Annotated in this window: 23 protein-coding genes; 2 read left to right on the plus strand and 21 right to left on the minus strand. The window is 49.0% G+C overall.

Annotation, left to right across the window (positions count from 1 at the left end; genetic code table 11):
- Positions 1 to 12: 12 nt before the first annotated feature.
- The 13 genes from hisIE to DXA57_RS06110 form a co-directional block, all read right to left on the minus strand.
- The gene (hisIE, locus tag DXA57_RS06050) at positions 13 to 1,299 is read right to left on the minus strand and encodes a bifunctional phosphoribosyl-AMP cyclohydrolase/phosphoribosyl-ATP diphosphatase HisIE (protein ID WP_117765629.1); all 1,287 of its coding nucleotides are present in this window, start codon (positions 1,297 to 1,299) and stop codon (positions 13 to 15) included.
- 2 nt (positions 1,300 to 1,301) lie between these two features.
- Positions 1,302 to 1,889 carry an imidazoleglycerol-phosphate dehydratase HisB gene (gene hisB, locus DXA57_RS06055; RefSeq protein ID WP_117765631.1) on the minus strand — a complete coding sequence of 196 codons (588 nt, stop codon included), beginning with the start codon at positions 1,887 to 1,889 and terminating at the stop codon, positions 1,302 to 1,304.
- Between the two features lie 9 nt (positions 1,890 to 1,898).
- A complete protein-coding gene (gene hisD / locus DXA57_RS06060) occupies positions 1,899 to 3,203 on the minus strand; it encodes a histidinol dehydrogenase (RefSeq protein ID WP_117765633.1) in 1,305 nt (434 codons plus the stop codon).
- 12 nt (positions 3,204 to 3,215) lie between these two features.
- Positions 3,216 to 3,851 (minus strand): ATP phosphoribosyltransferase, encoded by a 636-nt coding sequence (hisG, locus tag DXA57_RS06065; protein WP_117765635.1) that lies wholly within the window; start codon positions 3,849 to 3,851, stop codon positions 3,216 to 3,218.
- 15 nt (positions 3,852 to 3,866) lie between these two features.
- A complete protein-coding gene (hisZ, locus tag DXA57_RS06070) occupies positions 3,867 to 5,066 on the minus strand; it encodes an ATP phosphoribosyltransferase regulatory subunit (protein ID WP_330423210.1) in 1,200 nt (399 codons plus the stop codon).
- A 90-nt stretch (positions 5,067 to 5,156) separates the two neighbouring features.
- Positions 5,157 to 5,699 (minus strand): Holliday junction resolvase RecU, encoded by a 543-nt coding sequence (locus tag DXA57_RS06075; RefSeq protein ID WP_117765637.1) that lies wholly within the window; start codon positions 5,697 to 5,699, stop codon positions 5,157 to 5,159.
- Positions 5,672 to 6,712, minus strand: coding sequence for an RluA family pseudouridine synthase (locus DXA57_RS06080; RefSeq protein ID WP_117765639.1), 1,041 nt, complete (start codon positions 6,710 to 6,712; stop codon positions 5,672 to 5,674). Before DXA57_RS06080 ends, DXA57_RS06075 begins: the two co-directional genes overlap by 28 nt.
- Before the next feature lie 16 nt (positions 6,713 to 6,728).
- The gene (locus tag DXA57_RS06085; RefSeq protein WP_117765641.1) at positions 6,729 to 7,298 is read right to left on the minus strand and encodes a hypothetical protein; all 570 of its coding nucleotides are present in this window, start codon (positions 7,296 to 7,298) and stop codon (positions 6,729 to 6,731) included.
- A gap of 6 nt (positions 7,299 to 7,304) precedes the next feature.
- On the minus strand, positions 7,305 to 9,257 hold the full coding sequence (locus DXA57_RS06090) for a YgiQ family radical SAM protein (protein ID WP_117765643.1): 1,953 nt from the start codon (positions 9,255 to 9,257) through the stop codon (positions 7,305 to 7,307).
- Positions 9,258 to 9,264: 7 nt separating this feature from the next.
- Positions 9,265 to 10,002 carry a pseudouridine synthase gene (locus DXA57_RS06095; RefSeq protein ID WP_330423211.1) on the minus strand — a complete coding sequence of 246 codons (738 nt, stop codon included), beginning with the start codon at positions 10,000 to 10,002 and terminating at the stop codon, positions 9,265 to 9,267.
- Positions 9,999 to 11,345 carry an RsmB/NOP family class I SAM-dependent RNA methyltransferase gene (locus DXA57_RS06100; RefSeq protein ID WP_117765645.1) on the minus strand — a complete coding sequence of 449 codons (1,347 nt, stop codon included), beginning with the start codon at positions 11,343 to 11,345 and terminating at the stop codon, positions 9,999 to 10,001. The genes DXA57_RS06095 and DXA57_RS06100 overlap by 4 nt, the downstream gene beginning before the upstream one ends.
- Positions 11,346 to 11,368: 23 nt before the next feature.
- A complete protein-coding gene (locus DXA57_RS06105; protein ID WP_117765647.1) occupies positions 11,369 to 12,169 on the minus strand; it encodes a GTP pyrophosphokinase in 801 nt (266 codons plus the stop codon).
- Between the two features lie 108 nt (positions 12,170 to 12,277).
- On the minus strand, positions 12,278 to 13,102 hold the full coding sequence (locus DXA57_RS06110) for a M23 family metallopeptidase (RefSeq protein ID WP_243005723.1): 825 nt from the start codon (positions 13,100 to 13,102) through the stop codon (positions 12,278 to 12,280).
- A gap of 113 nt (positions 13,103 to 13,215) precedes the next feature.
- On the opposite strand from DXA57_RS06110, the gene DXA57_RS06115 reads away from it, so the two are divergent.
- A complete protein-coding gene (locus tag DXA57_RS06115; RefSeq protein ID WP_117765649.1) occupies positions 13,216 to 14,139 on the plus strand; it encodes a nucleoside recognition domain-containing protein in 924 nt (307 codons plus the stop codon).
- Here DXA57_RS06115 and DXA57_RS06120 read toward each other — a convergent pair.
- The 7 genes from DXA57_RS06120 to DXA57_RS06150 all read right to left on the minus strand — a co-directional run bounded on the left by DXA57_RS06120 (position 14,136) and on the right by DXA57_RS06150 (position 21,972).
- Positions 14,136 to 14,753, minus strand: coding sequence for an ATPase (locus tag DXA57_RS06120; RefSeq protein ID WP_117765651.1), 618 nt, complete (start codon positions 14,751 to 14,753; stop codon positions 14,136 to 14,138). The two genes, DXA57_RS06115 and DXA57_RS06120, sit on opposite strands and share 4 nt — an antisense overlap.
- A gap of 15 nt (positions 14,754 to 14,768) precedes the next feature.
- Complete coding sequence (gene coaD, locus DXA57_RS06125) at positions 14,769 to 15,263, minus strand: pantetheine-phosphate adenylyltransferase (protein ID WP_117765653.1); 495 nt, start codon at positions 15,261 to 15,263, stop codon at positions 14,769 to 14,771.
- On the minus strand, positions 15,260 to 15,829 hold the full coding sequence (gene rsmD / locus DXA57_RS06130; protein ID WP_117765655.1) for a 16S rRNA (guanine(966)-N(2))-methyltransferase RsmD: 570 nt from the start codon (positions 15,827 to 15,829) through the stop codon (positions 15,260 to 15,262). Before rsmD ends, coaD begins: the two co-directional genes overlap by 4 nt.
- 160 nt (positions 15,830 to 15,989) lie before the next feature.
- The gene (locus tag DXA57_RS06135) at positions 15,990 to 17,813 is read right to left on the minus strand and encodes an ABC transporter ATP-binding protein (RefSeq protein ID WP_243005724.1); all 1,824 of its coding nucleotides are present in this window, start codon (positions 17,811 to 17,813) and stop codon (positions 15,990 to 15,992) included.
- Positions 17,810 to 19,594 (minus strand): ABC transporter ATP-binding protein, encoded by a 1,785-nt coding sequence (locus DXA57_RS06140; RefSeq protein WP_117765657.1) that lies wholly within the window; start codon positions 19,592 to 19,594, stop codon positions 17,810 to 17,812. The genes DXA57_RS06135 and DXA57_RS06140 overlap by 4 nt, the downstream gene beginning before the upstream one ends.
- A gap of 312 nt (positions 19,595 to 19,906) precedes the next feature.
- Entirely contained in the window at positions 19,907 to 21,583 is a 1,677-nt protein-coding gene (locus DXA57_RS06145; protein ID WP_117765659.1) for a Na/Pi cotransporter family protein, read from the minus strand.
- A complete protein-coding gene (locus DXA57_RS06150) occupies positions 21,580 to 21,972 on the minus strand; it encodes a methylglyoxal synthase (RefSeq protein WP_117765662.1) in 393 nt (130 codons plus the stop codon). The genes DXA57_RS06145 and DXA57_RS06150 overlap by 4 nt, the downstream gene beginning before the upstream one ends.
- 301 nt (positions 21,973 to 22,273) lie before the next feature.
- Between DXA57_RS06150 and DXA57_RS06155 the strand changes: the two genes are divergently transcribed.
- Complete coding sequence (locus DXA57_RS06155) at positions 22,274 to 22,522, plus strand: alpha/beta-type small acid-soluble spore protein (protein WP_117765664.1); 249 nt, start codon at positions 22,274 to 22,276, stop codon at positions 22,520 to 22,522.
- Positions 22,523 to 22,591: 69 nt separating this feature from the next.
- Here DXA57_RS06155 and DXA57_RS06160 read toward each other — a convergent pair whose 3' ends face one another.
- On the minus strand, positions 22,592 to 23,005 hold the full coding sequence (locus DXA57_RS06160; protein WP_117765666.1) for a DUF6465 family protein: 414 nt from the start codon (positions 23,003 to 23,005) through the stop codon (positions 22,592 to 22,594).
- Positions 23,006 to 23,007: the final 2 nt, after the last annotated feature.

A 23,007-nucleotide genomic window follows, 5' to 3' on the forward strand; every position in this document is an offset into this window, starting at 1 on the left:
AACCTGTATTTCTTACCTTCTGTGAGCCAGTTCCTCGGTGATATCCTCCCAGGTGACTCCTTTTTCAGCCATCAGCACCATGCAGTGATACAGGAAATCCGCGATCTCATATTTGATCTCTTCCGGATTGGGATTTTTCGCTGCAATGACGATCTCTGTACACTCTTCTCCCACTTTTTTCAGGATCTTGTCAATGCCCTTTTCAAAAAGATAATTCGTGTAAGAGCCTTCCTTCGGATGAAGCTTCCGGTCTTCGATGACTGCATAGACATCTTCCAGTACCTTCAGAGGATTGACATGGGGAGTCTCCTTTTCTACCAGTGTCCGGTAGAAGCAGCTTCTGTTTCCGGTATGGCAGGCAGCTCCGATCTGTGCGACCTGTGCCAGCAGTGTGTCGTTATCACAGTCGATCATGAGCTTTTTCACATACTGGAAATGGCCGGAGGTCATTCCTTTGATCCAGAGTTCCTTCCTGCTTCTGCTGTAATAGGTCATGCGGCCGGTTGCCAGTGTTTCTTCGAAGGCTTCCTGGTTCATATAGCCTACCATGAGGATCTCCAGATTTTTATGATCCTGAACGACTACCGGAAGAAGACCGTCCTCGTTCAGCTTCATATCCTCCCATTTCAGCGGACTTTCAAAGGTATTTACCAGGATTCCCATTTTCTTGGCTTCCTGCTTTACTTTCAGGAAAAGTTCTGCCGCCTGCGCCTCCGGTCTTCCCATAATGCCATCGATCAGTATATCAGAAAGCTCCGGAAGAAGGGCTTCCACCTCTTTGTCAAAATCACAGAGGACAACCTCCGAAGACAGCGGGGATTTCATCAGTCCTGCTGCTCCCGGAAGGAGAAGAAGCTCTGAAGTATACTCTGCGATGAGTTCATTGTTCTGCATATATTCCTCGGGCTTATCAATGGAAATGCCGATCTTATTCTTGCCAAAGCGCTTGGAGACTTCCTCTGTAAGGGCGATATTGCTCTCCTTGGAGAAATTCAGGACCGCTTTCTGGCATCCGGCATAAAGCAGTTTTTTGACATCCTCTACCCGGTTTACATTGCCGCAGCCCATGATGGGGATATCCACCCGCCGCTGAATGGCACGGATCATATTCAGAGCATTTTCATGCTCCTCATCTCCCTCGGACAGATCAAAGATCACCAGTTCATCGGCTCCTGCGTGATCGTACTCCTCTGCCAGGATCACCGGTGAAGTCTCCGTAAGAAGGGTTTTTCCGGTAAAATCTGTTACGGCTCTGCCATTCTTTAAAAAAATGCATGCTGCTATTTTTTTCTGTGTCATAATCATAAACTCCCTTTCGTGGAAAGAACTTCTGTCGTCCGGCTTTCCGGACTCACAGCCATATCCAGGGCCTTTCCAAAGGCCTTAAACATTGCTTCCATCATATGATGATTGTTTCCCGGTGTCAAGACCTTCAGATGAAGATTCATGGCTGCGGCATAAGAAACCGCATAGAAAAATTCTTTCGCCATCTCCGTATCCATATCACCGAGCCGGGGAACGGTAAACTCCGCATCCCAGGAAAGATAAGGCCTGCCGCTGAGATCCACAGCGGAGAGCACAAGGCACTCGTCCATAGGAAGCAGAAAATGACCGTAGCGTCTGATCCCTGTTTTCTCTCCAAGAGCCTGCGCAATGGCTTTTCCCAGCACGATCCCCGTATCTTCTATGGTATGGTGGCTGTCCACATACAGATCTCCGGTCACTTTCAGCTTCAGATCAAAAAAGCCATGTCTTGCAAAACCGGAAAGCATATGGTCAAAAAAGCCGATGCCCGTATCGATGTCATACTGTCCGCTTCCGTCCAGATCCAGTTCCAGAGAAATATCCGTCTCTCTGGTTTTTCTGTTTACTACTGCTTTTCTTTCCATGACCTCTCCTTATTTTTCATCCTTTTTTTCAAAGCGCACCGCAATGGAATTGGCATGGGCGGTCAGCTGTTCTGCCTTCGCAAAGCGGATGATGTCCTCGTGCACGGCCTCCAGGGCATCTTTGGAATAATAAACAATGCTGGAACGTTTGATGAAATCATCCACGCCAAGAGGTGAGAAGAAACGAGCCGTCCCATTGGTCGGAAGTACATGGTTCGGACCTGCGAAATAATCTCCCAGCGGCTCGCTGGCATACTCACCGAGGAAAATGGCCCCGGCATTTTTTACCTTGGTCATAAGCTCAAAGGGATTTTTCGTCACGATCTCCAAATGCTCGGAAGCAATGGCATTGACCGTATCCATCGCATCATCCATATTGTCGGCAATGAGGATGTGTCCGTAATTCTCCAGTGATTTTTCCAGGATCTCTCTTCTGGAAAGCTCCTTTAAGAAACCATCCACTTCCGTGGAAACCTTTGCAGCCAGTTCCTCACTGGTCGTAATAAGGATTGCAGAAGCCAGTTCATCATGCTCTGCCTGCGACAGAAGATCCGCAGCTACAAAACGGGGATTTGCCGTTTCATCTGCCAGAACCAGGATCTCACTGGGACCTGCGATGGAATCGATGCTGACGAAACCATACACCGCTTTTTTGGCCAGAGCCACATAAATATTTCCGGGTCCTACGATCTTGTCCACCTTCGGAACGGATTCCGTACCAAATGCCATTGCCGCAACGGCCTGGGCTCCGCCGGCTTTATAGATCTCATCCACGCCGGCCTCTCTGGCTGCCACCAGTGTGGACGCACAGACCTCTCCCTCGGAAGAACAGGGCGTACACATGATGATTTTTTCCACACCGGCTACCTTGGCCGGAACGATGTTCATGAGAACCGAAGAAGGATAAACCGCCTTTCCGCCGGGAACATAAACGCCGACTGTGGAAAGAGCCTGTACCTTCTGACCCAGGATGATACCGGAGGGCTGGCTTTCAAACCAGCTCTGCTTCAGCTGTTTTTCATGATAAGAACGGATATTGACCAGTGCTTTGCGGATCACGGACAAAAGCTCCGGATCCACCTCCTCATAAGCTTTTTGGATCTCTTCTTCGGTCACACGGATGTTTTCCGCTGTGATCTTGGCCCGGTCAAAGCGCTCGGTATAGGCAAACAGCGCTTTATCTCCTTCTGCCCGGACGGTGTTGACGATCTCCGTCACCCGACCTTCGTATTCTCCGTAGCAGTTCGGACTTCTTTTCAGTAATTTTTCCAGAAGATCTTTTCTGGTTTCTTCGGTAAGCTTTATGGTACGCATCGGTTTCTCCTCCTACAATACAGCCTTGATCTCTTTTAACAGCTGAGTGATCCGTTCATTTTCCATCCGCATGCTCACAGGATTGACGACAACACGGGCAGAAAGGGGGCAGACCTCCTCCAGCACCTGAAGACCATTCTCCCTTAACGTGGAGCCGGTCTCTACAATATCCACGATCACTTCCGTCAGTCCCACAATGGGAGCCAGCTCAATGGAACCGTTCAGTTTGATGATCTCTACTGTCTGATGTTTCTTGTTATAGAAAAAGTCTCTGGCAATGTTCGGATACTTGGTCGCAACACGAATAAACTCCTGATGCTTCAAAAGCTCTTCGTTCTCTTTCGGACCGCAGACACACATCCTGCATCTGCCAAAGCCCAGGTCCAGCACCTCATAGATCTTCCTCTGCTCCTCCAGGATCGTATCTTCTCCTACGATCCCGATGTCTGCTGCTCCGTACTCCACATACGTGGGTACATCCGGTCCTTTGGCCAGGAAAAACTTCAGCTTGTGCTCTTCATCCGTAAAGATCAGTTTCCTGGAATCGGGATCTTTCATCTCTTCACAGGTGATCCCTGTCTTCTCCAGAAGCTCCAGTGTCTTTCTGGCAAGACGCCCTTTGGTCAGGGCTATGGTCAAATATCTCATGACTTACGCTCCTCCTCACATGGCCAGGCTGTCAGACTCATGGAATTTTCTGACTGCATAAAAGCCGTTTCTCTTTCCGTACGCCTCATAGGCTTCCATGGTATCCTTCTGTTCCATAAGGACTACGCTGCAGCCCTGCTGCCGCAGATGATTGGCTTCCAGCATGGCTGAGGTACGGTCTTTTTTCTCATAAAGCAGAAGCGTTGGTCCCTGTTCCACAGGAACGCTGATCTTCTGTCTTCCGAGAGCAGAAAGAAGCTGATCCACCATCACGGCAAAACCGATCGAAGGAGACGGTTTTCCGAAACGGGCCAGAAGGTGGTCGTAACGGCCGCCTTTTACCACGGCATCTCCGGTTCCGTAGGTATAACCGCGGAAAATCACACCTGTATAATACTGATATTTATTGAGCATACCAAAATCAAAGGAGATGTATTTCTCCACACCATAGATCTTCAGAAGCTCATAGATCTCTTTCAGCCGGTGTACTGCCTCCAGCGCCTCCTGATTGTCTGTGAGCTGTTCCGCCCGCTCAAGGATTTCACTGCTGCCGAACATTTCCGGCAGAGTGATGAGTGCTTTTTTCAATTCTTCCTTCAAAGAAAAGCTTTCCAGAAATTCTTCCACACCGAAAAAATTCTTCATGGTGATAAGGGAACGGAGCTTCTGCTCATCTTCCTCGGAAAAACCGGCTTCCTTCATCAGGCTTTTGAAAAAGCCCACATGACCCACACTCACCTGAAATTCCTGAAGACCGGCTTTTTTCAAAAGCTCCACACTCATGGCGATCAGCTCTGCATCTGCCTCCGGGCTTTCATCTCCCAGAAGCTCTGCGCCCATCTGTGTGGTTTCTTTCAGATGCCCCTGATAGTTGCTGCTGTTGATAAAGGTATTTCCCTGATAACAGAGACGGACGGCTTTGTCCTCTTCCCGGAAATACTTGGAAGCAGCCCTGGCAATGGACGGGGTGAAATCCGGACGGAGCACCAGCGTATTTCCTTCCCGGTCAAAAAATTTGTACAGCTCCTGCGTGGGCGTGGTTCCCACTTCTCTGCCGAATACATCAAAAAATTCAAAGGTTGGTGTCTCCAGATCCCGGTAGCCGAAGGAAACCAGCACTTTATGAAGCTCCCGCTCCAGAGACTGTTTTTTCTGGCATTCATCATTTAGGGTGTCACGCACACCATCCGGGGTATGAAGTAAACGATCTATCATATGAAGCTCTCCTTTTGCGTTTTACTTTCGTATGGTAAATTGCTACCACGTTAAAATCAGTGCTTATTATACGACCGATCACCGGAAAAGTCAATCCCTTGTGTCCTGCTCATCCAGATCCTGCTGAATGGCATCCAGATAGGGCACCAGAAAACCACCATGCTGTTTCACCGGATAGCAGACGCGGATCTCGTCAAAGCGAAAGCTTTTCCGGCCTCCTGCCGCTCCGCGATCCCAGAATTTGCGCATTTCCCGGTAAGGCAGATAGATGATCTCATTCCTTCCGGTATAAAAAATCAGGAGGAATGAGATTCCTCCCTGATGCTCGAACTCTTCCATAAATGCCACCTGATGGGCATGGATATTCTGAAGGGCAAACGTATCCGAGGCACACTCTTTTGCATCAAAGCAGACCGGGATCCCCTGGACTGCCCCAATGTAATCTACCGTACTTTTCTGTTCAAAATAGGCCAGAGTGATATGGCGGTGTTCCTTGTCGATCCTGATGGGGGTGATGGGCGTCGGGACTTTCTGGATCAGCGCCAGCCCTTTTTCCCGGTACTGCTCATTTGTCCGGTTGATCAGGTCCTCCAGGACCGAACCTCTCAGGCCTCTGGAATTCCATGTCGGCATATCGTTTCCTCCTTACCCGCCGTTCCGTGCTCTGCATTTCCTTCGACACTCAGCTTCCGCTGTGTCAGGATGCGTGCAAATTTCTTCGGCAGCGGAGCATGAAAGGTCCGGCCGGAAAGATAGGCAAGTGTTCCCTCCAGCTTTGGAAATGTAAGGATCGCCGCATGAAGCAGCTGATGGGTCAGATGATACTCTTCTTTTACCCTGGCATTCAAAACGGGATCTCCGTACTTGTGATCTCCCAGGATCGGATGACCAACAGAAGACAGATGCGCACGGATCTGATGCGTCCGGCCTGTTACCAGAAGAACTTTTAAAAGTGTTACCTCTCCGTCACTGTCCAGCGGAATGTATTCCGTTTCAATGGGAAGGGCTTCCCTGCCCATGGGCTCTTTTTCCACGGTGACGCGGTTTGTGGCTTCATTTTTCACGAGATAGCCCTTGATCCTGGCTTTCTCTTCCACTCTGCCTTTGACCAGACAGTAATAATATTTATGTAAAGAACGTTCCTTGAAAAGACGGCTCAGCTCCTGTGCTCCTGCAAGATCTTTTCCCACTGCCAGAATACCACTGGTATTCCGGTCCAGCCGGTTCACCACAGAAGGACGGAACGTCCGCAGCGATTCCTCTGTCACAGCTCCTGTATGCAGAAGATACGCCTGCGCCTCTTCCACCATGGAGATATCCTCCGGTTCCGCTTTCTGGGAGAGGATTCCTTCCGGTTTATTCACCAGAAGGATATGTTCGTCCTCATAGATCACAGAAAGCTTTCCCTGCGCCTCAGGAAGCTGAAGCTCTGAAAATTTCTCAATGGTCTCATCGGAAAAGAAAAGCCTGATCTCATCTCCTGATACCAGCTTCTCACTGCCGGCTGCCTTCTTCCCGTTGAGGGTAATGTTCTTTTTCCGCATCATTTTGTAGAGAAAACTCTTCGGCGCCTTGTTCAGGTATTTTCCCAGAAATTTGTCCAGCCGCTGACCGGCCTCCGCCTGAGTCACGGTAAACTGTTTCATGCTGTTTCCTCCCTGTTTACAGTGCTATGGCTTTTAAAACATCCACAGCCTTTTCATTCTTTCTTTTTTCATCTCCTGCAGCTTCATAAGCTGCCATTTCCTTTACCCGTGTTTCAAATTTCCGGTAATCCCGGAAAAGCTTCACCGTCCGTTTTACATTGTTTCCCTGAAGGATCTCCGTCAGATGCTTTTCAATGTACTCCGGACTGGTCTTCGGATCAGAAGAGTAACCGATGACACAGCCCTGCCCCAGAACCAGGGCATTCACAGAGGTGGTCTTCTCATAGGCAGTAAACACACAGTCGTAAAGGACCGGAAGCTCTCCTGCCGCTTTTCTGGTCTTTTCATAAACTTCCGGATCTGTCTCCTTCTGAAGAAGCATCATGATCATGCCAACGGCACAACGGCAGCCCGGAAGGCAGCCCATGATCGCCACAAAGGTAAACATATTCTCTCTCTTATGATAAATCCCGAGACCGATGAAAAAGATCACTACCGGGATCAGAAGCAGAACAAACGTGATGACGGAACGGCGGATCTTCTGAGAATGAATGTAACCGTATTCTCCTTTTTGTACTTTCTTCATCTGCTGTTACTTCCCTTTCTTTTTCTGAATGTTCCGGATGGGACTTCGGCGGCTTCTGTTTTCGGAAGTGTTCTTTCCCTTCACACCCCTGAGATCAGCAGCACCCTGCTTCCTTCTTCCGGACGGTTTCCCGCCGGAATTATTTTTCACCGGATGCTCCGACGGTTTCTCCGGCCGGATCAGACAACGGCGGTCATAACCGATCAAATCCGTTCTGTGTGCCCGGACCAGAGCCTCCTTTACCAGATCGTAATTTTTCGGATTCCGGTACTGGATCAATGCTCTCTGCATTGCTTTTTCATGAGGATTGGTCGGCACATAAACAGACTCCATTGTCCGTGGATCCAGCCCGGTATAATACATGCAGGTGGAAATCGTGGACGGCGTCGGATAAAAATCCTGCACTTGCTCCGGCATATACCCCAGATCTCTCAAATACTCTGCCAGCTTCACTGCCTCTCTCATGGTACAGCCCGGATGAGAAGACATCAGATAAGGCACCAGAAACTGGTTCATCCCATATTTTTCATTGAGTTTTTTGTATTTTTCCGTAAATTGCATAAATACTGCATGTTCCGGCTTTCCCATATAATGAAGCACCTGGTCACTGACGTGCTCCGGCGCCACCTTCAGCTGCCCGCTGATGTGATACTGTACCAGCTCCCGGAAAAAGGTATCATCCGGATCTGCCAGCACATAGTCGAAACGGATGCCGGAACGGATGAAGACTTTTTTCACCTTTGGAAGCTTCCTGAGCTTATGGAGCAGTTCCAGATAGTCTTTGTGGGTCGCCCGGAGATTTTTGCAGGGCTTTGGAAAAAGGCACTGCCTGCCGGTACAGACCCCCCGGGTCTCCTGTTTGGTGCAGGCCCGTACACGGAAATCCGCGGTCGGTCCACCTACATCATGGATATAACCTTTGAAATCCGGTTCTTTCGTAAGAAGCTTTGCCTCTTCCACAATGGATTCATGACTCCTGGTCTGGATGATCCGTCCCTGATGAAAGGTCAATGCACAGAAGCTGCAGCCTCCGAAACAGCCACGGTTGCTTACAAGAGAAAATTTGATCTCGGAAATAGCCGGCACACCCCCGAGTTTTTCGTAGGAAGGATGGTATGTCCGCATATAAGGATATGCATAGACCTCATCCATTTCCTCCTGGTTCAAAGGAGCAGACGGGGGATTCTGGACCACATAGATTTTATTCGGGTAGGGTTCCACCAAGCGCTTTCCTGTGATGGAATCCGTATTGCAATACTGCGTGTAAAAACTTCTGGCATAATTGGCCTTGTCCTCTTTCAGTTTTTCGAAGGAGGGGAGCATTTCATAATCATAGACATTTTCCAGATGCTGCGTCTTATAGACCGTTCCCGGAATAAAGCCGATATCGGAAACCGCGATCCCGGCATCCAAAGCTTCCGCAATGGCAAGAATGCTCCGTTCTCCCATTCCATAAGAAAGGATATCTGCTCCGGAGTCCAGAAGCACCGAGCGTTTCAGGGAATTGTCCCAGTAATCATAATGTGCCAGCCTTCGAAGACTGGCCTCAATTCCGCCAATGATAATAGGCGTCTTTTTATACGTCCGGCGGATCAGATTGCTGTAGACCGTCACTGCCCGGTCCGGCCGTTTTCCCATCACCCCGCCGGGCGTGTATGCATCGGTCTGCCTTCTTTTTTTGGAAACCGAGTAATGATTCACCATGGAATCCATATTTCCTGCTGATACCAGAAAGCCCAGACGCGGTTCTCCGAAAACAGCTATACTTTCATCGTTTTTCCAGTCCGGCTGGGAAATGATCCCCACCGTGTAGCCATGGGCTTCCAGAAGACGGCTGATGATTGCGTGCCCAAAGGAAGGATGATCCACGTAGGCATCCCCGATGACATAGACAAAATCCAGCTGTTCCATGCCCCGTTCTTTCATTTCTTTTCTGCTAACCGGTAAAAATCCACTCATATCGTCTTTATCCTTCTTTCATGCCTGCCTGTGCTTTCAGAAATTTAACTTCCTCCTCTGTCAGAGACCGGTATTCTCCTTTTTCCAGGTCTTCATCCAGAGGAAGGCCTCCAAAGGAGATCCTTTTCAGATACGTCACCTCTGCCCCTGCTGCCTGAACCATGCGTTTCACCTGATGAAAACGGCCTTCCTTCAAAGTCAGGAGAAGCTCCGTGTCCGTACCATCCTGTTTCAGGATCTTTAATTCTGCCGGAAGGGTCGGCTTCTCATCCCCAATATCCAATCCTTCCAGAAAGCGTTTCTCCGCCTCCGGAAACAACGTTCCTGCAGCCCTGACATAATAAGTCTTTTCCACATGACGGCCGGGAGCCAGAAGAAAGTGGTTTAAAGGTCCGTCATTGGTGATGAGAAGAAAGCCTTCCGTATCTTTATCCAGCCGTCCGACCGGAGCCAGATCCTTTTCCGGCGCTTCGGCAAAAAAGTCCATCACTGTTTCCGTCCGGCCGTTTCTCGCAGCTGTGATACAGCCTGCCGGTTTGTGGAACATATACCAGGCAAGACCTGGCCGGCTCAGGATTTTTCCATCAAAGCTCACCTCATCGGTCTCTTCTGAAATTTTGGTTTCCGGCTTTTTCACCGTTTCTCCGTTGACTCTGATCCGCCCTTTTTTCAAATATTCTTTTACCTGGCTCCGGGTTCCTGCACCCGCGTCCGCCAGCCATTTATCCAGTCTCATCTGGCTCATAAAAGCCTCCATCCGCTACAGTATTTATTTTTTAGTGTTCCTTTATTCAGTTTTCCGAAGCCCAGCGGATACCCGTCATTGAGTACCAGCGTCCAGCCGGAAAAACAGGCTTCTTCCTCAGCGATCTCCAGAGTTTCCCCCTTCAGATAGCGGATCAGTCTCTCATCACCGGCCGGAAGATTCAGTTCCTGTTTGAAATCTCCCTGTTTCAAGTACATGGCAAGAGCCTGTGACGGTTCAAAACGCTTCTTTTTCAGTTCACCCACATATAATCCCGTACGCAAAAACCGTAAACCTCTGACCTCCGGAAAGCCTTCCGGTAAAAGATAGACATTTTCCTTCCGCAGATCCAGTGTGCCCTTTGTCAGGAGCGGCCGCCGGAAAAGGGAAGCAAAATCGGAAAGCCCTTCCGGAAGGACCACCGTCCGGCGTCTGTCCTTTCCACTCTCCTCACAAGCCGTTCCTTTTTTCCGGAGAAGAGCTGTGAAATGCCCTTCTCCACGGACATCCTGAGGCCAGATCCGGATCGTTCCGGGCAGCTGTCCTTCCCGGAACCAGTCCCCGGTGGAAAGAGGAACGATCTCAAGCTCCGGTTCTGCCTCCAGAAGACGTTTCAGATTGTCTTCATTTTCCAGCGGAGAAAAGGTACAGGTGGAATAAAGGAGCATGCCGCCCGGCCGGAGCATCCGGACCGCCTGGCGAAGGATCTCCTGCTGGATGGGTGCATAGTATTCCGGCCCGTGTTCCAGCCAGCTCTTTACCATATCCCTGTCCTTCCGGAACATGCCTTCTCCGGAACAGGGTGCATCTACCAGGATCTTGTCAAAAAAACCCTCAAAGCTGCCGGCAAGCGTTTCCGGCGTCTCACTGGTCACCAGAATATTGCCGGCTCCGAAAAGCTCCAGATTTTTCAGAAGTCCCTGGGCTCTGGATCGGCTGATGTCGTTGGATACCAGCAGCCCGGTCCCATGAAGTCTTGCTGCCAGTTCTGTGGATTTTCCACCGGGAGCCGCACAGAGATCCAGTACGCGGTCTCCCTCTTCAACAGGAAGACGGGATGCCGGGACCATGGCGCTGGGTTCCTGGATATAATACAGTCCGGCATAATAATCCGGATGTTTCGTCACGGCCTCCTCCGGATCATAATAAAATCCATTTTCCACCCAGGGAACCGGTGTCAGATGAAAAGAGGTCCTTTTTAAAAATTCTTCCACGGAAATTTTTCCCGTATTGACCCGAAGGCCATAGGTTCTGGGTGCATCAAAGCAGGCCAGATAATTTTGCAGCTCCTCCTCGCCAAGGAGCTGCCGCATGGATTCTATGTAGTTTTCCGGAAGGTTCACTGATCTATTCTCCTTTGTCTTTGTCAGCAGGATTGGGCGCGGTAGCCTTCCGCGATGACATCCAGCTGTTTCTGAAACCGTCTCAGCTGCTCCAGATCCTCTGCCTTGTAGATCCGGTAAAACTCATCCTGGATCTTGGCGATCTCCCGTTTGTTTGCCAGCTGATAGAGATTCTGGATCGTATTCAAAATGTCCGCCACAAGATTTGCCTGGATCTGAAAAGCATTCTGGGCATCCATGATCTCACTGCGCACCTGAGACATTTCCTGATCCAGAACAATGATGGCATCTGCCGCACTGCTCAGTTTTTCGCGGATATGATCCGGAATGTTTTTCTTATATTTATACTGGAGAGAATGTTCGATGGTCGCCCAGAAATTCATGGCCAGAGTCCGGATCTGGATCTCCGCATGGATACGCTTCGGACCATTCATCGTCTCCACGGTATATTCGACAATCATATGATAGCTGCGGTAACCGCTGTTTTTCATATTGCTGACATAATCTTTTTCTTCTATGACTTTCATATCCGTCCGGGAGCGGATGATCTCCACGACCTTCTGGATGTCTTCCACAAACTGGCAGATGATCCGGATCCCGGCGATATCTTCCAGTTTGTCTTCTATCTCATTAATAGGAATATTCTTTTTCTGTGCTTTGTCCAGGATACTGGAAATGGTCTTTACCCTTCCGTGTACCTGTTCGATGGGGGAATACAACCCCTGCTGACGATGTTCCTGAATCAGATGTTCAAATTTTACTGTAAGTTCCTTCACTGCCAGATCATACGGATTCAGGATCTCTCTCCATAATTGTATTTCCATATAAGCCTCCTTATGTTTGAGAGATTTTCTAACGGCATTTTTCTATAACTGCCGAACACTTTTATCATACGATAATGATGCTTTGATACTCAAATGATACCACATTTTTCATGAGAAATCTATGCTTTCTTCCAGATACCGGAGAGGCCAGTAGGGATTCACGCTGATCTCTTTCCGGTTTTCTCCTTCTATGTAAATCCCGATGTGCAGATGCACATCAAATCTTCCTGTTGTTCCTTCCGGTCCGTAGCCGCTGTCTCCCATATAACCCAGAAGATCTCCGGCAGAAACCCGGTCGCCTTTCTGAAACGCACGACCATACGAAGAGAGATGGGCATAGTAAAAATAACCGCCACGGCTTCCGCGGATGCCGATCCGCCAGCCCCCCAGTGGCAGCCAGCCGATCCTTTCCACAACCCCGTCTGTCATACTCCGTACCGGGTAAAAATCCCGCTGGTTTCCCGGCGGCATCAGGTCACAGCCTTCATGCTGCCTTTCCCCTCCGAAGCTTCTGTCAAAAAGCCAGGAATCTTCATAGACAGGTACAAAGTCCAACGGAAATTCTTCCAGATCATCCCAGACGGCAGACATGGCCTTCTGAAATCTGCTTAATTCCAGTGACCGGAACGTCTGAAATTCCCCGGCCGCCTGCAAATAGACTCCCCGGTTCCAGACAGACTCCGGCGGAATGCGAAAATTTTCCCAGGGCAGAAGTACCGAAAGAAGCCGTCCCGGCTCATACCCCTCCTCCAAAAGTTCATTCAGGGAAATCAGCGCTTCTTCCGAAAGCTCCATCTCCCGGAACACGCTGCTTTCCTTCTGGTTCTCTGAAAGATTCCTCATCCTGGCATGACGCAGGAGCTGCGTCCGGAAGATTCCGCAAAAAAACATAAGTACCAGCAGAAGAACTGCTGTTTTACCGTTTTTCCCCACAGCTTTTCTCTTTCTATGCCCTCAGACCAGTTTATGCAAAAGCGACTGAAAAAAGAACCTTCTTTTTAAAGACGGTCTCACATAAATTTTAAAAAACAAAAAAGGCTTTCTTTATGAAAAAATGTTTTCTTGCTTTTCTTCTCCTCGGAATCCTCGTTTTCCTGCTTCTTTTTCCGGAAGCAGCTCTTTTTGCTTCCAGACGGGGACTGGATCTCTGGTTCGGCACTCTGGTTCCTACCCTTCTGCCTTTTCTGATCCTCTCCGGCTTTCTCATCCATTCCGGTCTGGTACAGATCCCGGCAGCCCTCTTGGCCCCTGTCTTCGGAAGGCTTTTCGGGATTTCACCACTTGGAAGCTATGCCTGTTTCACCGGTTTTCTCTGCGGCTGTCCCATGGGAGCAAAAGTACTGGCGGATCTCACCCGCAACGGCCGGATAGCTCCTGAGGAAGCTTCCTATCTTCTGGGCTTCTGCAATCAGGTAAGCCCTTCTTTCGTCATTACTTTTCTGGTGATGGAGAACCTGAAAAAACCGGAGCTTCTTCCGTTTGCACTTTTCCTTGTCTATGGAATACCTGTTTTTTACGGTTTTCTTACAAGACCGGGGCTTTTTCGTCCAAAAATACCATTCTTTTCAGGCAAAAAAAATGCATCCGCTGTTCAAATCAGTTTTGAACTTCTGGATGCCTGTATTTATGACGCCGTAAATACGCTCCTGAAACTGGGGGGATATCTTGTTCTTTTCTCCATACTGGCAGAGATCCTGGTACTTCTGCCGTTCCTTCCGGAACAGACAGCGGCTCTGGCAGGTGGGCTTCTGGAGATCACCACCGGTATTCCGGGCATCGTATCGCTTTTCCCGTTAAAAACCGCCTGTCGGATCCTGTTCCCCCTGACAGCCTTCGGAGGCCTGAGCGCTATGGCCCAGACCTCCAGTGTTCTCAAAGGTTCCGGTCTCTCCATGAGAGACTATTTCATTTCCAAAATCATAATTGCCTTCCTGACTTTTCTGACAGGCTGCCTGCTCTTACGAAATTAGTTTTCCTCCGGCTGCTCGTCATACTCTGCCGGATCTTCCTCCATGGTCTCCGGAGCCCCATAATTGGTGGGGGCTGCCTGAGGAGAAAGCTCGCTGCGGTTCTTGCTCACAATGTCATAACAGGACTGGATGGCATTGATGAAGTTGTTGTATTTTGCTCCGGCTCCATCAATGGTATGGCTCATGATCTTCTCCAGATTTGCCAGCATGTCATCGGTATACTGGAGAGCTCCCATACGGATGTTGTTTGCATCGTTGGTGGCATTGTCCAGAATCTCCTGTGCCTGCTGATTGGTACGCTCCAGAAGGTCATTCGCCTGCTCGGTAGCCTCACGCATGATCTCACTTTCAGTCACCATGTTCTGTGTCTTCTCTCTGGCCTCGGCAACGATCGCATCTGCTTTGGACTGGGCATCCGCAAGGATGGCATCCTTATTGCTGATGATCTTCTGATACCGTTTGATCTCATCCGGAGTCTTCATGCGAAGCTCACGGAGAAGCTCTTCCAGTTCTTCTTTGTTTACTACGATCTTGGTAGAGGACAGGGGCTGAAATTTACAGCTGTCCACGTATTCTTCAATTTCTTCAATGATCTGCTCAATTCTGCTGCTCATGGCGGTACTCTCTCCTTACTTCTGGTTCTTCTTCGACCATATTTTATTATAGATTTTATCGACAACAAAAGGCGGTACAAACTTCGATACATCTCCGCCGTAAGAAGCTACTTCTTTCACTGTGGAAGAGCTCAGATAAGCATATTCCAGGCTCGTAGCCAGAAACAGGGTATCGATATCCGAATTCATGATCCGGTTGGTCTGTGCCAGCTGAAGCTCATAATCAAAATCAGTGATCGCCCGAAGTCCCCGAACGATAAAACGGGCCTCGCAGGCTCTCGCAAAATCCACAGACAGGCCGGAAAAAGACTCGACCCGTACGTTTGGAATGTCCTTTGTGGCTTCCAATAGTATATTAACACGTTCTTCCACTGAAAACAACGGTGTTTTGCTGGAGTTGTTCAACACTCCCACCACCAGCTCGTCCACCAGAGCGGCGGATCTGCGGATGATATCCAGGTGTCCGAACGTGACCGGGTCAAAGCTGCCCGGATAAACTGCTCGTCTCATGTATCTGCTCCTTTTGTCCTTTGCAAAAACATATGGACATTTGTTTTGTATTCTTTTCTTTTTACTACCTCGTAGCCAAATTCCTCCAGATAAGAGAAATCAGTTTCCAGGGAAGCCTCCACGATCAACAAGGTTTCCTCCGTCACAAGAGGGGAAGCTTTCAATCTGGAAAGGACTTCCTTTTCCAGTCCACGGTCATAAGGCGGATCCATAAAGATCAACGAAAAACTCTCTCCCCGGAAAGCCAGGGTATCCAGTGCCCGGAAAACATCCATGACAAGAACCTCTCCTTCCGGAGCCAGCCTGGTAAACTTCAGATTATCCTGAATACAGGCAGCTGCCTTCCGGCTGCTCTCCACAAAAACGGCTCTCCTGGCCCCGCGGCTCAACGCCTCAATACCGATGCCGCCGCTCCCTGAAAAAAGATCCAGAAAGGAAGCACCGTAAAGGTCATCATTTATCATGTTAAACAAAGTTTCTTTGATCCGGTCTGTAGTCGGGCGGGTATCCATGCCTTCAATGCTCTTCAGGCGAAGGCTCCGCGCTTTTCCGGCGATCACTCTCATAGGTTCTATAATCCCCTTTGTTAATTTTTCGCTCGCTTTATTATAATGTTTTTTCTGTCAACCGTCAAGCTTTTTGAACGCAGAATCAGATTCCCCCGCTTCCGGTGTACAGGACACCGGGCGGGGGATACGAAGAACACTTATGTAGTTATAAGTTTTTTCAGACCAGCAGCTTCTGGGATTCCTCTTCGGTGAACTGCCGGCGCACCAGCTGATAATAGTAACCTTTTTTCTCCAGAAGTTCCAGATGTCTGCCCTGTTCGATGATCTTTCCGTCCTTTACAACAAGGATCAGGTCCGCATTGCGGATCGTGGAAAGACGATGGGCGATCAGAAATGAAGTCCTTCCTTTCAGGATCTTATCTGTTGCCTGCTGGATCAGCTGCTCCGTCTGAGTATCAATGGAAGAGGTCGCCTCATCCAGCACAAAGATCCTCGGATCAGCCAGAACGGCTCTCGCAAAAGAGATCAGCTGTTTTTCTCCTGTGGAAAGCCGGTCTCCGCCTTCTCCCACATCACTTTGATAACCAAGCTCCATTTTTTCCACCACCTGATCCGCATGAACGGCCCTGGCGGCAGCGATCACTTCTTCATCTGTGGCATCCAGCCGTCCGTACCGGATGTTTTCCATGACACTTCCGGAAAACAGATGCGGATTCTGAAGCACGTAGCCCAGACTGCTGTGCAGCCAGAGCTGGCTCCGTTCCCGGTAGTCCTTTCCGTCAATGAGGATCTGTCCGCCGGTCGGTTCAAAAAACCGGCAGGCCAGATTCACAAGGGTACTCTTTCCGGCACCCGTTTCCCCGACGATCGCAACATTGGTCCCTGCCGGGATCTTCAGATTGAAGTGGCTCAGGATCTCTTCTTTTCCGTCCGGGTAGTGAAAGCTGACATCGCGAAACTCAATATCGCCCCGGATGGGCTCCCAGTTTTCTTTCTTTGGAAAAAAGCTGTCTCCGTACTTTTCTGTCACCTCCGGAGAATCCACCACCTGTGGTTCCTCATCCAGAAGACCGGTGACACGCTCGATATTGGCCTGTGCAGAAATAAATTCTGCCAGATTTCTCGCCATCTGCTGGATCGGCTCGAAAATACCCACCGCATAGGTCGTGAATGCGGACAGCGTTCCAATAAGCATGGCATGTTCAAACACCTGCATACCACCCCTGGCCAGGACAATGGCCGTTGCAAGAGAGCCGCAGAAAAGCACCAGCGGAAGGTAAACCGCGCTGAGACGGGCCGCCCGGATGGATGCTGTCCGCATTTCTCCTGTGATCTCCTGAAATTCCCCATAGGTTTTCTCTTCCACCACCAGTGATTTTGCCGTCTTGGCTCCCATGATCCCTTCGTTGTAGGCGCTTGTGATCCTGGAATTGATCTTACGCACCTGCCGGTTCCATTTCAGGATCCGGTTCTGGAAATAATAGGTCAGAAGAGCGATCGCCGGGACAACCAGCATAATGATCAGGGCAAGCTTCCAGTTCAGGAAAAACATGGCCACAAAAACGCCCAGTACATAGGTGAGTGCCCAGAGAAGATCCACGAAGTTCCAGGCAATCAGGCCTGCGATCTTACCGGTATCATTCATGACTCTGGATAACATATAGCCCACGGGTGTCACATTGTAATAAGAAAAAGACAGTGTCTGCAGATGTACGAACAGAGCACGCTTCATATCCTTTCCAAGACTCATCTCGATCCGCATGCTGCCCCTGGTGAAGGCGATCACCGATGCGCCCTGAAGTGCAATAGCCGCAATATAGACCACTGCAAAAATCCCTATGCCGGACAGCGTATTTCCCTCAATGAAATGATTGATGGCAAATCTCTGAAACAACGGAAGTATGATGTCGATCAGGGAACAGAAAAAGTTCATGACAAGGATCATAACCACTGTTTTTTTATAGGGCTTTAAGAATGGAAAGATCCGTTTCCAGATCGCATAATCAAAGGATTTTGTATATTCTTTTTCTTCCAGCCTCACGCCTGCTTCCCTCCTTCCAGGATCCGGATGTCACTGTTCATCTGGATCTCATAAATATCACGGTAAATGCCTTCCTGACAGATCAGCTCTTCATGGGTTCCAAGCTCACAGATCCTTCCCTTGTCCATGACCAGAATGAGATCTGCCTGTTTCAGAGAATTGATCCTGTGAGAGATCAGAAGCACCGTGGCCTTTTCCATCTCTTCTTTCAAAGCATGACGGATCTTCGCATCCGTCTCTGCATCCACCGCAGAAAGAGAATCATCAAAAACCAGAATCGGAGCTTTCATCATCAGGGTCCGGGCAATGGCCACACGCTGTTTCTGTCCGCCGGAAAGAGTCACGCCCCGTTCACCCACAATGGTATCATAGCCGTCTGTAAAATGTTCGATCGCCTCATCCACACAGGCGATCTCTGCTGCATGGCGGATTCTTTCCCTGTGAGGCGTTTCCTCTGTGATGGAAATGTTCTCTCCGATGCTTCTCGAAAACAGAAAGGGTTCCTGAAGCACCATACCGATATGGCTTCTCAGATATTCTCTTTCCATATCACGGATATCCACGCCTCCGATCGTGATCCGCCCCTGGGATGGAGGAAGATCATACAGCCGGTTCAGCAAGTGCATCAGTGTGGATTTTCCGCTTCCCGTACTTCCAAGAATACCAAACGTACTTCCTGCAGGGATCGTAAAATTCATATCCTCCAGGATCGGATGACCCTCTTCGTAGGAAAAATTCACATGTTCAAAACAGATATCACCGGAAAGCGGCGGCCGGAGAGCCTTCCCCTCTTCTTTTTCCTCCTCCGCATCCAGGATATAGGCCACACGTTCTACCGAAACTCCGGCTTTACTCATATCGGAAAGAATTCTTCCCAGACTTCGGATGGGCCAGGCAAGAGTAGAATTATAGGAAACAAACGCCAGAAATTCTCCAAGCGTCAGCTGCTGATGGACCGTCAGGACCGTTCCGGCAATCAGGACAGTCAGAATCTGGAGACCCGTGATAAAATCACCGGTAGCCCAGTAAGCACTCATGATCTTTCCCAGACGGATCCAAAGACCGGCAAAATGCTCGTTTCTCTCATCAAACCGGTCGATCTCATATTTCTCCCTTCCAAACGCCCGTACCACGCGGACGCCCGTCAGATTTTCCTGAACAGTACTGGAAAGGACTCCTTCTGCTTCATCCGCTTTCATAAACCGGTTTCCGATCCTGGCATAAAAGAAGCCGGAATAACCTACCACGATCGGAATGAAAGCCGCCGACATCAGGGAAAGCTTCACATTCATGGAAAACATGATGCCCAGATACAGAGCCATCAGAAACACAATACGGAACACATCCGGCATCTGGTTACAGACAAAATTCCGGATCACCTCCACATCAGAGGTACACCGCTGGATGATCTCGCCTGTCTGATGGCGGACATGCCAGGCAAAGGGCAGCTTCTCAATATGATGGAACAAAGCATCCCGGATGCTCTTCATAAAATTTTCAGACCCTTTTGCCAGTGTCATCTTGCTGAAATAGTTGAAGATCCCTGAAAGCACTGCCGCTGCAAGGACCGCTCCTGCTGCCAGGAATAACCATCGTTTCCCCTCTGCATTGCCTTCTCCCGTCAGGATATGATCCACCGCATAACGGATGATCTGTGGGGTCATAGCGTTACAGAACGTAAAACTCATGGAAAAAATCAGGCTCAGCACAAACAAATGAATGCTGCCTTTCAAAAACTGAAAGATCACCGGAAATTTCCCCGGCTTTTTCCCAGTCTTCATATTACACTTCCTCCTTTTCTCTTTCTTCGATTTTCCGACTGCGGCGTTTTGCGTGTGCATACATAAAAAGAGCACCCCCGAATGATCAGGGATGCTCTCTGCACTGCTTATTCTGTACGCAATGTCGTCACACGAACGCCGAAAAAGAAAGCGGCAGTCGGAAAATCCTTGAATTCAAGTTGTTACTACTCTTGATGCTGTTTTTGTAAATCTCTGTAAAATAATTTCTCATGATACTGCCTCCTTTCTTTTTATTCTGTTACTTAGTATATCGGTAAGCACTTTGTCTGTCAAGACATTTTTCCGATTCGATCACTCTTCTGACATTACATAACCTGCCAGGTTATAGGCATGGTCGGAAATACGCTCCAGATTGCTGATGATATCCAGGAAAACCACACCGTTGGTCGGCTTACAGAGCTGTTTGGACAGACGCTCAATGTGCTGTTCACGAAGCTCTTCTTCCATGTTGTCAACCATATCCTCGTATTTTACCACCTTGGTCGCATCCGTGATGTCCGAATGCTCTCTGGCAGACATGGCAAAGACAAAAGATTTCATCACAAGATCCATGATCTGCTCCAGGTCTTTTAATGCCTGCTCGGAAAATTCGATCTTTGGTGTGCCTTCTTTTACATCCACCAGCTCTGCCACATTTTCAATGTGGTCGCCTACCCGTTCGATGTCACTGACCGAATAGAACAGATCGTTGACTACCATATGCTGATCCTCGGTAAGAGGAAGATTGCTGAGCTTTACAAGATACTCGGTGATGAGCTTCTCCATGTTATTGATGGTATTTTCAACCTCATAGACCTTATCGATCTTCTCTTTGTCATAGGAAAGTGCCGCATCAAAAGCCCGCTCCATATTTTCCTGCGTGATCTTTCCCATATGAACAACCTCATGGATGGCATTCTCAATAGCGAAAGCCGGCTCTTTAAGGATACGGGAATCCAGATGCTGCAGGGTGACAGTCTCCTCGTCCTTTTCTTCCTCTTCTCTTTCCGGCTCGTCCTTGATGAAAAATCCGGAAAGCTTTACCAGATAATTGGCAAAGGGGAACATCAGGATCGTCAGTACCACCTTAAAGCCTGTATGGAAGGTAGCGATACCTGCACTGTTGATCCCATGGGAAGCAACGTCCGGAAACATCCGGAACAGAATGGTAAAGATCACAGAAAAGACCGTTACGCCGATCACGTTGAACAGCAGATGGATCATCGCTGCTCTCTTTGCCGTACGGTTGGTGCCGATACTGGAAAGAAGAGCAGTGGAACAGGAACCGATATCGGATCCGAAGCTGATGAAGACTGCTGCGCTGATACCAACTGCTCCGCTGGAGGCAGCCAGTGTCTGAAGGATACCTACTGCCGCAGAAGAACTCTGCATGATCACTGTAACGACAAAACCAAGGGCGATACCCAGGAGCGGATTCGCGCCAAAAATAGCAAACAGCTCTTTAAAGGCCGGAAGCGCCGTATAGGATCTGGCAGAATCACCCATGAAATCCAGACCGATAAACAGAAGGCCAAGTCCGATGCAGATCTCACCGATCGTCTGCTTTTTCTCCTTCTTTGAAAACATAAGAAGGAAGGAACCGATGGCCACGATCAGCGGCGCATACAGGGACGGGGACAGAGTCTTAAAGGTATCACCCAGCTGGCCTAACGATACGATCCAGGCAGTGATACAGGTACCGATGTTGGCACCCATGATGGGACCGACTGCCTGGCTCAGATTCATGATGCCGGCATTGATGAAACCGATGATCATAACTGTGGTAGCTCCGCTGCTCTGGATTACAGCTGTGATCAGTGCTCCCACCAGAACGCCCACAAAGCGATTGTTTGTCAGGATCCCCAGCAGCTTTCGCATCTGCTCTCCGGCACATTTCTGCACACCGCCTGACATGCTGTGTACGCCGAACAGAAACATACCGAGACCGCCGGCAAACATAAACAGATTCTCAAGATCTTTGATCGTCATACTTGTTCTCTCCATTCCAGATCGCCATTTGCCAGACCAAGGATCAGGGATTCCGCCGTCGCGATATTCGTCGCAATGGGGATATTGTAATTATCACAGGCACGACAGATAGCGTCAATGCTGGGTTCCTTGGGGCTGTTCAGAAGCGGATTGTAAAAAAAGATTACCATATCCATCTCATTTCTTGCGATCATCTCCACAAACTGTTTTTCTCCTCCGATGCTCCCCGGCAGAAACTTGTGTACATGAAGCTTTGTCACTTCTTCGATCCGTCTGCCCGTGGTGCCAGTCGCATATAGTTCATGTTTTTCCAAAATTCTCTTGTAGGCAAGGCAGAAGTCTTCCATCAGACTTTTCTTTGAATTATGAGCAATCAACCCAATATTCATTCTTTTCCCTCCAGACTGAATTTAACCCGTTCTCATACAGATCTGATAACCTTAGGTGCCTTGCAGAAGTTCTGTATTTACCAGGCCATTTGATTTTATTATAACATAGATATTATGAAAATAACAATCATTTTCTCGATTTTTGTAGAAATATGTCAAACGGCAGGAAATTCTGACAGCGGATGATTTTTCCAGTTTAAGTCTGTCTGTTTTTCATATACTAAAACTGCAATGAACATTGCACAGGCAGTAACGAGAACAATCCAAAGAATCATAAAAAAGTACAAGGAGGCGTTTTATCATGGCAAATCGTTCATCTAACACAACCGCAGTCCCGGAAGCAAAAAGTGCCCTGGATCGTTTTAAAATGGAAGTCGCCGGCGAACTGGGTGTTCCCTTAACCGACGGATACAACGGAAACCTGACTTCTCGTCAGAATGGTTCTGTCGGCGGCTATATGGTCAAAAAGATGATCGAAGCACAGGAACGGCAGATGTCCGGACAGAACAGCATGGGCAGCCAGAGCGGCATGAGCGGCTCCCAGATGTAAGTCTTGCCGGAAAAAGAGGCAAAAAAACAGGAGCGGGGAAATTTTCTCCGCTCCTGGCTTTTTTGTATCTTACAGCTCTACGCTTCCGGTCACATCGCCGTTTACAACATAGTATGCCTTGTTCTCTTCCGGCTTCAGATAAACCGTGATGGAAGTGATCTTTTTCTCACCGCTGGCTTTCTTTGCTGCCTCTACGATATCGGCGCTGTTGAACTCTTTTCCGAGATACTGAAGATATACAGACTCCTTTACAGCAGTCTTTCTGGTTCTCTTCTCAGCGGTCTTCTTTACTTCGCTCTTCACCTCTTCGGCTTTGGATACTGCTTTTTCTGCAGCTTCAGCTACAGTTTTCACCGTTTCCTCTACAACAGGCTTTACAGCCTCTTTTACTTCAACCACCGGTTCTGCTGCTTTCTTTGCAGTTGCTGCAGCTTTCTTAACCGTCTCTTTTGCAGCCGTCTTTACACTTCTTGAGCCTCTCATAA

The organism is Blautia sp. OF03-15BH, from assembly GCF_003463065.1.
Classification (GTDB): Bacteria; Bacillota; Clostridia; order Lachnospirales; family Lachnospiraceae; genus Limivivens.

Excerpts from the sequence above, each read along its gene's own strand:
- hisB (WP_117765631.1), bottom strand. The coding sequence starts at position 1,889 with ATGGAAAGAAAAGCAGTAGTAAACAGAAAAACCAGAGAGACGGATATT.
- DXA57_RS06160 (WP_117765666.1), bottom strand. The coding sequence starts at position 23,005 with ATGAGAGGCTCAAGAAGTGTAAAGACGGCTGCAAAAGAGACGGTTAAG.
- DXA57_RS06080 (WP_117765639.1), bottom strand. The coding sequence starts at position 6,712 with ATGAAACAGTTTACCGTGACTCAGGCGGAGGCCGGTCAGCGGCTGGAC.
- hisIE (WP_117765629.1), bottom strand. The coding sequence starts at position 1,299 with ATGACACAGAAAAAAATAGCAGCATGCATTTTTTTAAAGAATGGCAGA.
- DXA57_RS06155 (WP_117765664.1), top strand. The coding sequence starts at position 22,274 with ATGGCAAATCGTTCATCTAACACAACCGCAGTCCCGGAAGCAAAAAGT.
- DXA57_RS06140 (WP_117765657.1), bottom strand. The coding sequence starts at position 19,594 with ATGAAGACTGGGAAAAAGCCGGGGAAATTTCCGGTGATCTTTCAGTTT.
- hisD (WP_117765633.1), bottom strand. The coding sequence starts at position 3,203 with ATGCGTACCATAAAGCTTACCGAAGAAACCAGAAAAGATCTTCTGGAA.
- DXA57_RS06145 (WP_117765659.1), bottom strand. The coding sequence starts at position 21,583 with ATGACGATCAAAGATCTTGAGAATCTGTTTATGTTTGCCGGCGGTCTC.
- DXA57_RS06105 (WP_117765647.1), bottom strand. The coding sequence starts at position 12,169 with ATGGAAATACAATTATGGAGAGAGATCCTGAATCCGTATGATCTGGCA.
- rsmD (WP_117765655.1), bottom strand. The coding sequence starts at position 15,829 with ATGAGAGTGATCGCCGGAAAAGCGCGGAGCCTTCGCCTGAAGAGCATT.
- DXA57_RS06150 (WP_117765662.1), bottom strand. The coding sequence starts at position 21,972 with ATGAATATTGGGTTGATTGCTCATAATTCAAAGAAAAGTCTGATGGAA.
- DXA57_RS06075 (WP_117765637.1), bottom strand. The coding sequence starts at position 5,699 with ATGCCGACATGGAATTCCAGAGGCCTGAGAGGTTCGGTCCTGGAGGAC.
- DXA57_RS06115 (WP_117765649.1), top strand. The coding sequence starts at position 13,216 with ATGAAAAAATGTTTTCTTGCTTTTCTTCTCCTCGGAATCCTCGTTTTC.
- DXA57_RS06085 (WP_117765641.1), bottom strand. The coding sequence starts at position 7,298 with ATGAAGAAAGTACAAAAAGGAGAATACGGTTACATTCATTCTCAGAAG.
- hisZ (WP_330423210.1), bottom strand. The coding sequence starts at position 5,066 with ATGATAGATCGTTTACTTCATACCCCGGATGGTGTGCGTGACACCCTA.
- coaD (WP_117765653.1), bottom strand. The coding sequence starts at position 15,263 with ATGAGACGAGCAGTTTATCCGGGCAGCTTTGACCCGGTCACGTTCGGA.
- DXA57_RS06090 (WP_117765643.1), bottom strand. The coding sequence starts at position 9,257 with ATGAGTGGATTTTTACCGGTTAGCAGAAAAGAAATGAAAGAACGGGGC.
- hisG (WP_117765635.1), bottom strand. The coding sequence starts at position 3,851 with ATGAGATATTTGACCATAGCCCTGACCAAAGGGCGTCTTGCCAGAAAG.
- DXA57_RS06095 (WP_330423211.1), bottom strand. The coding sequence starts at position 10,002 with ATGAGCCAGATGAGACTGGATAAATGGCTGGCGGACGCGGGTGCAGGA.
- DXA57_RS06120 (WP_117765651.1), bottom strand. The coding sequence starts at position 14,753 with ATGAGCAGCAGAATTGAGCAGATCATTGAAGAAATTGAAGAATACGTG.